The sequence below is a fragment of the Cellulomonas fimi genome (assembly GCF_028583725.1).
GTDB lineage: Bacteria > Actinomycetota > Actinomycetes > Actinomycetales > Cellulomonadaceae > Cellulomonas > Cellulomonas fimi_B.
This window is the reverse complement of sequence record NZ_CP110680.1, coordinates 3,977,649-3,990,101: the sequence shown is the minus strand read 5'-3', so window position 1 is coordinate 3,990,101 and position 12,453 is coordinate 3,977,649. Positions and strand designations below refer to the sequence as shown.

The window sequence follows — 12,453 nt, the reverse complement described above, 5'->3', positions numbered from 1 at the left end:
TGGCCCGCTCGCAGCACCGCGACCAGGGCCCCGCAGACCCGGACAGCAGAAGGAAGGCACCACACATGGCACGAGCAGTCGGCATCGACCTCGGCACGACGAACTCCGTCGTCTCGGTCCTCGAGGGTGGCGAGCCCACGGTCATCGCCAACGCGGAGGGGTCGCGCACGACGCCGTCCGTCGTCGCGTTCTCCAAGACGGGTGAGGTGCTGGTCGGCGAGATCGCCAAGCGCCAGGCCGTCACGAACGTCGACCGCACCATCACGTCGGTCAAGCGCCACATGGGCACGGACTGGTCCGTCGCGATCGACGACAAGAAGTACACGGCGCAGGAGATCTCCGCGCGCGTGCTCTCCAAGCTGAAGCGTGACGCCGAGGCGTACCTGGGCGAGCCCGTCACCGACGCGGTCATCACGGTCCCGGCGTACTTCAACGACGCCGAGCGTCAGGCGACGAAGGACGCGGGCACCATCGCGGGCCTCAACGTCCTGCGCATCATCAACGAGCCCACCGCGGCGGCCCTGGCCTACGGCCTGGAGAAGGGCAAGGAGGACGAGCTCATCCTCGTCTTCGACCTCGGTGGCGGCACGTTCGACGTGTCCCTCCTCGAGGTGGGCAAGGACGACGACGGCTTCTCGACGATCGAGGTCCGCGCGACGTCCGGCGACAACCGCCTGGGCGGTGACGACTGGGACCAGCGCATCGTCGACCACCTCGTCTCCGAGGTGAAGAACACGACGGGGGTCGACCTGTCGAAGGACAAGATCGCGCTGCAGCGTCTGCGTGAGGCGGCGGAGCAGGCCAAGAAGGAGCTGTCGTCCGCGACCGCGACCAACATCTCGCTGCAGTACCTCTCCATGAGCGAGAACGGCCCGGTCCACCTGGACACCAAGCTCACGCGCGCGCAGTTCCAGCAGATGACGCAGGACCTGATCGACCGCACCAAGGCCCCGTTCCACGCGGTCATCCGCGACGCGGGCATCAAGCTCGACCAGATCGACCACGTCGTGCTCGTCGGCGGCTCGACCCGCATGCCCGCGGTGACCGAGGTCGTCAAGGAGCTCACGGGCGGGCAGGAGCCCAACAAGGGCGTCAACCCGGACGAGGTCGTCGCGGTCGGTGCGGCGCTGCAGGCCGGCGTCATGAAGGGCGACCGCAAGGACGTCCTGCTCATCGACGTCACGCCGCTGTCGCTCGGCATCGAGACCAAGGGCGGCGTCATGACGAAGCTCATCGAGCGGAACACGGCGATCCCCACCAAGCGGAGCGAGATCTTCAGCACCGCCGAGGACAACCAGCCGTCCGTCCTCATCCAGGTGTTCCAGGGCGAGCGCGAGTTCGCGCGGGACAACAAGCCGCTCGGCACGTTCGAGCTCACCGGCATCGCGCCCGCGCCGCGCGGCGTGCCGCAGATCGAGGTCACCTTCGACATCGACGCGAACGGCATCGTGCACGTGTCCGCCAAGGACCGCGGCACGGGCAAGGAGCAGTCGATGACGATCACCGGCGGGTCCGCCCTCCCCAAGGAGGACATCGACCGCATGGTGAAGGAGGCCGAGGAGCACGCGGCCGAGGACCACAAGCGCCGCGAGGACGCCGAGGCCCGCAACTCCGCCGAGCAGCTCGTCTACTCGACCGAGAAGCTTCTCGTCGACAACGCCGACAAGCTGCCCGACGACGTCAAGACCGACGTCCAGGCCGCGGTCGGCGAGCTCAAGACCGCGCTCGAGGGCACCGACGCCGAGGCCGTCAAGGCCAAGACGCAGCACCTCGCGACCGTCAGCCAGCGCATCGGCGAGGCGATCTACTCGCAGCAGCAGTCGGCTCCGGCCGACGCGCCCGCGGCGGACGAGACCCCCGGTTCGACGACGCCCGACGAGGACGTCGTCGACGCCGAGATCGTCGACGACGAGGACGACAAGAAGTGACGAGCGAGAACGACCGTCCGGACGCGGGGTCGGGTACGCCCGACCCCGCCGAGGGGCCCCGGTTCACCGACAAGCGGCGCATCGATCCGGAGACGGGCGAGGTGCGCCAGCCGACGCCGGAGGAGCAGGTGCTCGCCGACGCGGAGTCGATCGCGCAGGGAGCGGAGGAGGAGGTCGTCCTGGAGGGACTGATCGAGTCGCAGAAGCTCGCGGCCGAGCGGCTCGAGGAGCTGCAGCGCGCCCAGGCGGCGCACTACAACCTCGAGCAGCAGTACTCCGCGTACGTGAAGCGGTCGAAGGCCGAGGTCCTAGCCGCTCACGACCGCGGGGTCGCGGCGCTCGCGGAGGCGCTCATCCCGGTGCTCGACGACATCGAGCTGGCGCGCCAGCACGGCGACCTGACCGGCCCGTTCGCGTCGATCGCCGAGAAGCTGACCGCGACGCTCCAGCGCTTCGGCGTCGAGCAGTACGGTCAGGCCGGCGAGACGTTCGACCCGGCGGTGCACGAGGCGCTCATGCACTCGCACTCCGCCGACGTCACCGAGTCGACCGTGCAGATGGTGCTCCAGCACGGCTACCGCACGGCCGACCGCATCCTGCGCGCGGCACGCGTGGCCGTCGTGGACCCGGAGGGCTGACGATCATCACGACCAGGAGGGAGGCGCCGTGACCGGGCAGGACTGGCTCGAGAAGGACTTCTACGCGGTTCTCGGCGTCCCCAAGGACGCCGACGCCGCGACCATCAAGAAGGCGTACCGCAAGCTCGCGCGCAGCATGCACCCGGACCACAACCCGGGTGACGCGGCCGCGGAGGCGAAGTTCAAGGAGATCGGCGAGGCCTACGCGGTCCTCTCCGACACCGAGCAGCGCCAGCAGTACGACCAGCTGCGTGCCATGGCGGGCGGCGCCCGCTTCACGGCGGGCGGTCGCGGCGGCGGCAACGCCGGCTTCGAGGACCTGTTCGGCGGGATGTTCGGCGGGGCCAACGGCCCCGGCGGGCGCGTCCGCTACTCGACGTCGCCGGGCGCCGGCGGCGCGGGCGGGGCCGGGTTCGAGGACCTCCTGGGCGGGCTGTTCAACCAGGGCGGCTTCGGCGGCGCGCGCGGTCCCCAGCAGGGGGCCGACCTGGCCGCCGAGGTGACGCTGCCGTTCCGGCAGGCGACCGAGGGGTCGACCGTCGGGCTCACCGTCGAGGGCCGCTCGTTCACCGCCCGCATCCCCGCGGGTGTGCGCGACGGCCAGAAGATCCGGCTGCCCCGCAAGGGTCGGCCGGGTGAGGCGGGCGGACCGCCCGGCGACCTCGTCGTCACGGTGCACGTCACGCCGCACCCGGTGTTCTCGTCCGACGGGCCGAACCTCCGGGTGACGGTCCCGGTGGCGTTCGACGAGGCCGCGCTCGGCGCGACCATCGAGGTGCCGACGCTCGACGGCGGCACCGTGAGGGTCCGCGTGCCCGAGGGCACGCCGTCGGGCCGTGTCCTGCGGGTCAAGGGCAAGGGCATCACCACGCCGAAGGGCGTGGGCGACCTGCTCGTCACCGTGCAGGTCGTCGTGCCGCAGCGGCTGTCCGCGGCGGCGCGCGAGGCGGTGCAGGCGTTCGGCATCGCGACGTCCGGCGAGGACGTGCGCGCCGACCTGCTGGACGCCGCGAGGAAGTGAGCCGGCGGCGCCGGGTGGTCATGTCACCGCCCGGCGCCGCCGGACCCCGGCGTCGGGCTCGCCGGGAGGCGTGGACGCGAGAGGTGGTGAGGTGACGTGGTGTCGGACGACGCGAAGGTCTACGTGATCTCGGTCGCCGCCGAGCTCGCGGGCATGCACCCGCAGACGCTCCGCCAGTACGACCGGCTCGGGCTGGTGTCCCCGGGCCGGACCAGCGGCCGCGGCCGCCGCTACTCGCTGCGTGACATCGCGACCCTGCGCGAGGTGCAGCGGCTCTCGCAGGACGAGGGCGTCAACCTCGCCGGGATCAAGCGCATCCTCGAGCTCGAGGCCGAGGTCGAGGGGCTGCGCCGGCAGGTCGAGTACCTGCGCGCGTTCGTCGAGCCGGGCCGGCGCATCTTCACCGCCGACCCGCGCGGCGACGTCGTCGCCGTCCAGCGCTCGGTCCGCGAGACCCGTCGCCGCCCGTCCCAGGACACCGGCGCCCTGGTCCTCTGGCGCCCTCGCTCCTGACCGGGATCCGCCAGGATGGCCGGGTGCTGACCGCGCTCGGGGTGGACGTCGGGACCACCAACACGAAGGTCGCGCTCGTCGACGTCACCGCGCCGCGCGTCCTCGCGGTCGCCTCCGCGCCGACGCCCGCACCCGCCGACGCCGCGACGGCGATCGCCGGTCTCGTCGCGCGCGTGCTCCCGGCCGGACCGGCACCGGCGGCCGTCGGGATCGCGTCCATGGCGGAGACGGGCGTGCCGCTGGGCCCGGACGGGACGCCGCGCGGCGACTGGCTGCGCTGGGACGGACACCGGGCCGGCGCCGAGGCGGACGCGCTCGGCGCGCGGATCGGCCGGTCCGAGCTGTTCGCCGCGACCGGGGTGCGTGCGAGCGCGAAGATCCCGCTCGCGACGTGGGAGTGGTTGCGCACGCACGACCCCGACGCCCTGCACGCCCCGGCGGACGCCGGCCGGTGGGCCGGGGCGGCGGACCTCGTCGGGCTGCTGCTCACCGGGCGGCTCGCGACGGACCACACGCTCGCGGGGCGCACGGGCGCCTACCGGCTCGGCCGACCGGGCGACCTCCCGACCGCCTTCGACGCCGACCTGCTGGCCGAGGTGGGCCTGCGGCCGTCGCAGGTGCCGGAGGTGCTGGCACCGGGGGAGCTGCTCGGGCGGGTCGTCGACGGGCCGTTCACCGTCGCAGGGCTGCGCGCGGGCACGCCGGTGACGATCGCGGGCCACGACCACCCCGTCGGCACCTGGGCGGCAGGCGTGCGGCGACCGGGACAGGCCGCCGACTCGGTCGGCACCGCGGAGGCGGTCTGCACGCTGGTCGACGACGACCCCGAGCCCGAGCCGGTCCGCACGGCCGGGATGAGCCTGGTCCGCACGGTCACCGGCGAGCACCCGGCGCTCCTGGCGGGCTCGTCGAGCGGCGGTGCGGCGGTCGCCTGGTGGCTGCGGACGCATGCGCCGGCCGCGGACGTCACCACGCTCATGGCGGACGTCGCGGCGTTGGGTGACGTCCCGCTCGACGTCGTCGTGCTGCCGTACGTCGCGGGTCGGCAGACCCCCGCACCCGATCCGGCCGCCACGCCGTCGGTCGTCGGTGACCTGTCCGGCCGGACGCCGGCGGAGGGGGCGCACGCGCTGCTGGCGGGGCTCGCGCTCCAGGCGCGCTGGATGCTCGAGGAGCAGGGGCGCCTGGCCGGCGGCGCGGCGGCGACCTCCGTCGCGGTGCTCGGCGGGCCGATGGCCGCGAACCCCGCGTGGCTGCGGCTCAAGGCTCGTGTCGGCGCGCCGCCGCTGCGGCTCGTCGTGGAGCCGGAGCCGGTCGCGGCGGGCGCCGCGCTGCTCGCCGCGCTCCGCGCCGGGGCGGTCGACGACGCGCCCGCCCTCGTGTCGCAGCCGGTCGCCGTCGCCCGTCGCCCCGGCGACGAGCAGGCGTTCGCACGGTTCGTCGACGCCGCGCTGCGCGCGTCGACCGCCTGACGACCGGCTCGCGCCCGGCGTCGACGACGCGCGGCACAGGTCGACGGCAGCGACGACCGGGGTCTCCCGGAGTGCACGGCGTGTCGGCCGTCGACACCGCCCGCGCCCGCGACGGCCGGTCCGGGTGCCGACAGCCCGGGTGCGGGGGATTGCGGTCAGGCGTCGCGCGAGCGGTCGAGCCGCTCCGGGAGCCGGCGAAAGCCGGCCGCCGCGTACGTCGCGACCGCGGAGGTGAGCGAGCTCGGGGTGCACACCAGCGCGCTCGACGCGCCCCGGCGGCGCAGCTCCGCCGCCGCCGCGAGGCAGATGCTCCGGCCGTACCCACGGCCGCGGTGGTCGGGGTGGACGCCCATCGGCTCGAGCAGGCCCGGGCGTCCCGGCCCCGCCGACCACACGACGACCCCCGCGACCGGGACGCCCGTGGCGTCGCGACCGAGCAGGCACCCGGCGTCGGCGAAGGCCGGCCCGGCCGCCATCGCGCGCCACCGCGCGTCGGTGAACGTCGTCGAACCCCACGTCGCGCGGTGCACCGCCGTGAAGGCGGACTCGCGTCCGGGCTCGACGAGCTCGACGCGCAGGTCCGGGGCCTCCACCGGCGCGACGAGGTCGCGGCGCAGCGGCGTCCACGCCTCGCCCTCCGCCCAGCCGGCCTCCGCGAGCGCCTCCTGGACGCGTGTGCCGTTCGGGGCCTCGACGGACGCGTCGCCGGCCGGCAGGACGCCGCGGTCGGGGTCGGACACGTCCGCGACGACCTCGCGGGCGAGCCCCTCGTCCTGCCGGGCGTGGGGTGCGACGGTCGCGCGGAGGACTCGTGCGTCGTCGAGGAAGCCGATCGCGAGGAGCTCCCCGCCCCGGGACCACGTGCGGAGGGCGCCGGCGACGGTCTCGGCGCCGAACCGCCAGCACCATCCGAGGTCGCCCGGGTGCAGCTGCACGGGCGCGTCGTCGTCCTGCCATGCGCGCAGCGCGCGCAGGACGCCGGCCAGGTCGCCGGTCGTCGGGGTGGCGAGGACGGCTGTCACCGCGGACTCCCGTCGTGCGGGTGCGCCGGTCGGGGCCTCGTCCGCGATGCCGCCGACTGTCCCGGGTCCACCCGACGACCGTAGCGACCGTGGCGACCACGGCGACCGGGACGGGCCGTCAGGCGTCGACGAGGACGGGGGACGGCGCCGTCCGCGTGGGCGCGTCGTCGCGCGGGGCGGCCGGGAGGCGGAGGGTGAACGTCGTGCCGCCGCCCGGGGTGCCGGCGACGGTGAGGCTGCCGCTGTGGGCGGTGACGACCGCGTGCGCGATGGACAGGCCGAGCCCGGTCGAGCCGGCGGCGCGGGTGCGGGAGGCGTCGCCGCGGACGAACCGTTCGAACAGGCGGTCGCGCAGGTCGGCGGGGATGCCGGGGCCGTCGTCGACGACGTCGAGCACCACGTCGGAGCCCCGACGGGCCGCGCGCACGGTGACCGACGTGCCGGGCGGCGTGTGCAGGCGCGCGTTGGACAGGAGGTTGGCGAGGACCTGGCGCAGGCGGTGGTCGTCACCGACGACGACGGCGCCGGGCTCGTCGTCGTCGGTCCCGTCGGACAGCGACGACAGGTCGAGCGACCACGTGTGGTCGGGACCTGCGGCGTGCGCGTCGGTGACGGCGTCGACGGCGAGCATCGCGAGGTCGACCGGCTCGGACTCCAGCGGGCGGCCGGCGTCGAGGCGCGCGAGCAGCAGCATGTCCTCGACGAGCGCGGTCATGCGCTGCGACTCGGACTCGACGCGCGCCATGGCGACGAGGGCCTCGGGCGGCAGGTCGTCGGGCAGGCGGCGGACGAGCTCGGCGTAGCCGCGGATCGACGCGAGCGGGGTGCGCAGCTCGTGCGACGCGTCGGCGACGAACTGCCGGACCTGCGACTCGGACGCGTGCCGCGCGGCGAGCGCGCCCTCGACGTGCCCGAGCAGCCGGTTGAGCGCGGCACCGACGGACCCGACCTCGGTCGCGGTGTCGGTGTCGGCGGCGGGGACGCGGTCGGCGAGCACGACCTCGCCGCGGTCGAGAGGGAGGCGGGAGACGCGGGCCGCGGTCGCGGCGACGCGGGTCAGGGGACGCAGCTCGCGGCGGACGAGGACGAGCCCCGCCGCGGCGGCGGCGAGCACGGCGAGCAGCGCGACGACGCCGACCATCAGCACGTAGGTGGTGATGGTGCTGGTCACGGACGCGGTCGGCATCGCGGTGACGGCGACGTCGCCGTCGCGCGTGGTGGTCACGAGGGCGCGGTAGTCGCCGACGCCGGCGAGCTCGACGCCACGGATCCGGCCGTCGTGCGGCAGCGCGAGCAGCGTCGCGACGGCCTCGGTCGGGACGACACGCTGCTCGCCGGACCGGAGGAGGTAGGCGACGGTCACGTCGGCGGCGGTCCGGCCGGGCTCGACGGCGAAGCTCACGGTGCCGACCACCTGGCCGGGCAGGCCCGCGGGTGGCGCCTCCGTCGGGTCGCGGCGGAGGACGACGTCGCCGCCGGATGCCGCGCCGGTGCCGACGGGACCGTCGTCGGACCACATCATGAAGCGGTTGTGCGCGCCCTGGAGGTCGTCGTCGAGCTGCGCGACGAGCGAGCCCCGCAGCGCGATGGTGGTGAGGCCGCCGATGGCGACCGCGACAACCGCGACGAGCGCGACGACGAGCGCGACGAGACGTCGCCGCAGCGTCCACCGCGGGCGGGGGAGCGCGCCGGTCGCGCGCTCGCGCAGCCGCGCGACGAGCCCGGCAGGCGAGCCGCCCGCGTCAGGGCGGGTGCCGGTCACGCGGGCTTGAGCACGTACCCGACGCCGCGCAGCGTGTGCAGCATCGGGGTGCGGCCCTTGTCGATCTTGCGGCGCAGGTAGGAGACGTAGAGCTCGACGATGTTCGCCTGCCCGCCGAAGTCGTACTGCCAGACGCGGTCGAGGATCTGGGCCTTGGACAGCACGCGCCGGGGGTTGCGCATGAAGTAGCGCAGCAGCTCGAACTCGGTCGCGGTGAGGCGGATGTCGTCGCCGCCGCGCGTGACCTCGTGCGAGTCCTCGTCGAGGGTCAGGTCGCCGACGGTGAGCACGGCCTCGTCGCGCGCGGACACGGCACCGGCGCGGCGCAGCAGCGAGCGCAGCCGGGCGACGACCTCCTCCAGGGAGAACGGCTTGGTGACGTAGTCGTCGCCGCCCGCGGTGAGGCCGGTGATGCGGTCCTCGACGGCGTCCTTGGCGGTGAGGAACAGGACCGGGACGTTCGGGTGGCTCGCGCGGATGCGGCGCAGGACCTCGAGCCCGGTGAGGTCGGGGAGCATGACGTCGAGCACGATGACGTCGGGCGTCGACGCCTTGGCCTGGCGGACGGCGGCGTGCCCGGTGAGCGCGTGCTCGACGGTCCAGCCCTCGTAGCGCAGGGCGGTGGACAGGAGCTCGGCGAGGGTGGGCTCGTCGTCGACGACGAGCGCCCGGACGGGGGAGCCGTCGGCGCGGGTGAGGGTGTCGGGCCGGCGCAGGGTCGAGGTCGTCATGCGTCGATCGTCGGTGGGCGACCTTGGCCGGCCCTGAACCGTTCCTGTGAATCTCCTGAGCGCGGACGTGTGGGCGCGCGGCAGGTCAGCGCAGCGGGTGGGGGCGGCCCGTCCCCGCGAGCGCCGCGGCGAGGATCGCCTCGATCGCGAAGGTCGTGGCCTCGGGGAGGTCGACCGCGTCGTCGAGCAGCCACTGCACCTGCAGGCCGTCCATGACGCCGATGATCGCGCTGGCCGCGCGCTCGGCGGTGTCGCGGTCGACGCCGGGACCGCCGACCTCCACGATCGCGTCCGCGATCTCGCCGCGCAGGACGCTGAAGCGGTGGGTGACCCAGCCGCGCGCGGGGTGGTTCTCGGTGACGGACTCGCCGGTCAGGACGGTGTAGCCCTGCACGATGCCGCGACGGTCGGCGTTCATCCGCGCGGTGCGCACGAGGTGGCGGAAGAGCTCGATCCCGCCGGGGATGTGCTGGCCCTCGAGGTCGCGGACGTCCTCCTTGTCGCGGTACTCGAGCACCTCGACGAGCAGCTGCTCCTTGGACCCGAAGTGGTGCAGGACGCCGGCGTGCGTGATCCCGACCTGCTCGGCGACCTCGGCGAGCGACCCGGTCTTGTAGCCCTTGGAGCCGAAGGTGTGCGCGGCGGCGCGCAGGATCTCCGCGCGGCGCTCGGCGGTGGCCTGCCGCGGTCGGCGGGTGCGCTTGGCGGGCTCGGGTGAGCCCGTCGCGGGGGTGACGGCGTCGTCCATGGCCGAAACCATACTGTGACCTACCGACTTACTAACAAGTCAGTAAGTTGTGCTTGACTGCGCTCGACGGCAACGACGACGTCCGGACGGAGAGAACATCCCGTGTCGACCGACACCACCGCGGCCACCCGGCCCGACGCCCACCTCGACGGGCTGCTCCGGCAGCTCACGACCGAGGAGAAGGTGCGTCTGGTCGTCGGGGCGGGCCTGTGGTCCACGACCGCGATCGAGCGCATCGGCCTGCGCGCGATGCACGTCTCCGACGGCCCCGCGGGCGTCCGCGGCGTGAGCGACGACCCGACCGAGACCGCCGCGTCGTTCCCCGCCCCCAGCGCGCTCGCCGCGACGTGGGACGTCGACCTCGCGGACGAGGTCGGCGCGCTGTTCGCCGCCGAGGCCCGTCGGCACGGCGTCGACCTCGTCCTCGCGCCGCAGGTCAACCTCCAGCGCACGCCCGTCGGCGGCCGGCACTTCGAGTGCTACTCCGAGGACCCCGTGCTCACGGGCGAGATCGCGGTGCACGTCGTGCGCGGCGCGCAGGACCGCGGCGTCGGCATGTGCGTCAAGCACTTCGTCGCCAACGACTCCGAGACCGAGCGCACGACGTACCTGTCCCGTGTCGACGAGCGCACGCTCCGCGAGGTCTACCTCGCGCCCTTCGAGCGGCTGGTCCGCGAGGCGCGCGCGTGGTCCGTCATGGGCGCGTACTCGGGCGTCGACGACGGCACGACCGCCGCACCCGTGCTCGAGCACCGGCCGCTGCTCACCGGCGTGCTCAAGGACGAGTGGGGCTTCGACGGGGTCGTCGTGTCCGACTGGGTCGCGACCAACACGGTCGAGAAGGCCGCGTACGGCGGGCTCGACCTGCAGATGCCCGGGCCCGACGGACCGTGGGGCGACGGTCTGCTCGACGCGGTCCGCTCCCGACGGGTCAGCGAGGCCGTCCTCGACGACAAGGTGCTCCGCATCCTGCGGCTCGCGCAGCGGGTCGGTGCGCTCGACGGCGTCGAGGCGTCCGGGGAGCACCGGGCCGAGGTCGCCGACGTCGACGTGCGCGGCACGCTGCGCACGCTCGTCGGCCGGTCGATGGTCGTGCTGCGCGACGAGGAGCACGCGCTCCCGCTGGCCGCCGACGACGTCCGGCGGATCGCGTTGCTCGGCCCCAACGCGGTGAGCCCGTTCGTCCAGGGCGGCGGCTCCGCGTACGTCCGGCCCGAGCGCTCGTCGACGCCGCACGACGCGCTGACCAGCGCCTTCGCCGGTGCGCACGTCGACGTGCACTCCGGTGCCGTGTCCCGCCTGCTGCCCCCGCAGCTCGACCTCGCGGGCCGCTGCACGACCCCGGACGGGGAGGCCGGGGTGCTCGTCGAGCTGCTCGACGCCGACGGCTCTGTCCTCGACGCCCACACCACCACCACGTGGGGCGGCTGGCTGCGCGACGTGCGCGACGACGCGGTCACCGTCCGCCTGCGCACCACGGTCCGGCTCGACGAGCCCGGGCGGCACGAGGTCGGCGTCGGGACCGTCGGGCGGCACCTCGTCGCGATCGGCGAGCAGGCAGTCTCGACGAGCGACCACGCCGTCGGCGCCGAGGTCATCCTCGACTCCTCGGTCAACCAGCCCGTCCCCGCGACGCTCGTCCTCGACGTGACCGAGCCGACGACCGTCGACGTCGACGCGCACGTCCAGGCGGTGCACCCCGTCGGGTACGCGTCGTTCGCGCGTGCCGAGCTCGTGCACCGCGTGCCCGGCACGTCGCCCGACGAGCTGCTCGCCGACGCCGTCGCGGCCGCCGAGGCGGCGGACCTCGCGGTCGTCGTGGTCGGCACCAACGAGGAGATCGAGTCCGAGGGCTACGACCGGACGAGCCTCGCGCTGCCCGGGACGCAGGACCAGCTCGTCAAAGCCGTGCTCGCCGCGAACCCGCACACGGTCGTCGTCGTCAACGCGGGCGCACCGGTCCTGCTGCCGTGGCTCGACGAGGCGCCGTGCGTCGTCTGGGCCTGGCTCGGCGGGCAGGAGTGGCCCGAGGCGCTCGCGGACGTGCTGACCGGCGTGACCGAGCCGTCGGGCCGGTTGCCGTGGACGCTGCCCGCGCACGAGGACGACGTGCCCGTGCCCGACGCGGTCCCCGTCGACGGCGTCGTCGACTACCACGAGGGCGTCCACGTCGGGTACCGGTCGTGGCTGCGGCTCGGCCGGACGCCCGCGGCGCCGTTCGGGCACGGGCTCGGGTGGACGACGTGGGAGCACGAGTCGGCCACCGTCGCCGCCACACCCGCCGAAGGCGGCGTCGACCTCGACGTGACCGTCCTGAACACCGGCCCGCGCGCCGGTCGCGAGGTCGTCCAGGTCTACGTCGAGCCCCCCGCCCCGAGCCCGGACCGCCCGGTCCGCTGGCTCGGCGGCTTCACCGTCGTGCACGCCGCCCCCGGCGAGCGCACGACCGCCCGGGTGCACGTGCGCGCCGACGCGCTGCGCACCTGGGACACCGCAGGCCACGGCTGGGTCACCCCGGCCGGGACGTACACGCTCCGCGTCGGTCGCTCCTCGGGCGACCTGCGCCTCACGGTCGACGTCGACATCCCGGCGTCGACCGCCCCCTGATCCCACAGCGC

10 protein-coding genes are annotated in these 12,453 nt (G+C 74.7%); 6 read left to right on the top strand and 4 right to left on the bottom strand.

The genetic code is table 11. The features are described 5' to 3' along the window. Positions 1-65 precede the first annotated feature (65 nt). The 5 genes from dnaK to OOT42_RS17905 all read left to right on the top strand — a co-directional run bounded on the left by dnaK (position 66) and on the right by OOT42_RS17905 (position 5,572). Positions 66-1,928 (top strand): molecular chaperone DnaK, encoded by a 1,863-nt coding sequence (gene dnaK, locus OOT42_RS17925; RefSeq protein WP_273652505.1) that lies wholly within the window; start codon positions 66-68, stop codon positions 1,926-1,928. After that, positions 1,925-2,566 (top strand): nucleotide exchange factor GrpE, encoded by a 642-nt coding sequence (gene grpE / locus OOT42_RS17920; RefSeq protein WP_273652504.1) that lies wholly within the window; start codon positions 1,925-1,927, stop codon positions 2,564-2,566. Before dnaK ends, grpE begins: the two co-directional genes overlap by 4 nt. Before the next feature lie 28 nt (positions 2,567-2,594). Continuing rightward, on the top strand, positions 2,595-3,587 hold the full coding sequence (locus OOT42_RS17915; protein WP_273652503.1) for a DnaJ C-terminal domain-containing protein: 993 nt from the start codon (positions 2,595-2,597) through the stop codon (positions 3,585-3,587). 99 nt (positions 3,588-3,686) lie between these two features. Then, entirely contained in the window at positions 3,687-4,100 is a 414-nt protein-coding gene (locus OOT42_RS17910; protein ID WP_273652502.1) for a heat shock protein transcriptional repressor HspR, read from the top strand. 23 nt (positions 4,101-4,123) lie between these two features. Further along, the gene (locus OOT42_RS17905; RefSeq protein ID WP_273652501.1) at positions 4,124-5,572 is read left to right on the top strand and encodes an FGGY-family carbohydrate kinase; all 1,449 of its coding nucleotides are present in this window, start codon (positions 4,124-4,126) and stop codon (positions 5,570-5,572) included. A gap of 155 nt (positions 5,573-5,727) precedes the next feature. Here the strand turns inward: OOT42_RS17905 and OOT42_RS17900 are convergent, their stop codons facing one another. From OOT42_RS17900 to OOT42_RS17885, 4 genes are all read right to left on the bottom strand, one after another. Further along, positions 5,728-6,594, bottom strand: a complete 867-nt coding sequence (locus tag OOT42_RS17900; RefSeq protein ID WP_273652500.1) for a GNAT family N-acetyltransferase — start codon at positions 6,592-6,594, stop codon at positions 5,728-5,730. 118 nt (positions 6,595-6,712) lie between these two features. Continuing rightward, positions 6,713-8,356, bottom strand: a complete 1,644-nt coding sequence (locus OOT42_RS17895) for a sensor histidine kinase (RefSeq protein WP_273652499.1) — start codon at positions 8,354-8,356, stop codon at positions 6,713-6,715. Beyond that, positions 8,353-9,087, bottom strand: coding sequence for a response regulator transcription factor (locus OOT42_RS17890; RefSeq protein ID WP_273652498.1), 735 nt, complete (start codon positions 9,085-9,087; stop codon positions 8,353-8,355). Before OOT42_RS17890 ends, OOT42_RS17895 begins: the two co-directional genes overlap by 4 nt. 85 nt (positions 9,088-9,172) lie before the next feature. After that, complete coding sequence (locus OOT42_RS17885) at positions 9,173-9,847, bottom strand: TetR/AcrR family transcriptional regulator (protein WP_423775929.1); 675 nt, start codon at positions 9,845-9,847, stop codon at positions 9,173-9,175. A 90-nt stretch (positions 9,848-9,937) separates the two neighbouring features. On the opposite strand from OOT42_RS17885, the gene OOT42_RS17880 reads away from it, so the two are divergent. Then, on the top strand, positions 9,938-12,442 hold the full coding sequence (locus OOT42_RS17880) for a beta-glucosidase family protein (RefSeq protein ID WP_273652496.1): 2,505 nt from the start codon (positions 9,938-9,940) through the stop codon (positions 12,440-12,442). Positions 12,443-12,453: the final 11 nt, after the last annotated feature.

Bases quoted from the DNA above. Each gene is read 5' to 3' on its own strand.
- OOT42_RS17890 (WP_273652498.1), bottom strand. From the start codon at position 9,087: ATGACGACCTCGACCCTGCGCCGGCCCGACACCCTCACCCGCGCCGAC.
- OOT42_RS17885 (WP_423775929.1), bottom strand. From the start codon at position 9,847: ATGGTTTCGGCCATGGACGACGCCGTCACCCCCGCGACGGGCTCACCC.
- dnaK (WP_273652505.1), top strand. From the start codon at position 66: ATGGCACGAGCAGTCGGCATCGACCTCGGCACGACGAACTCCGTCGTC.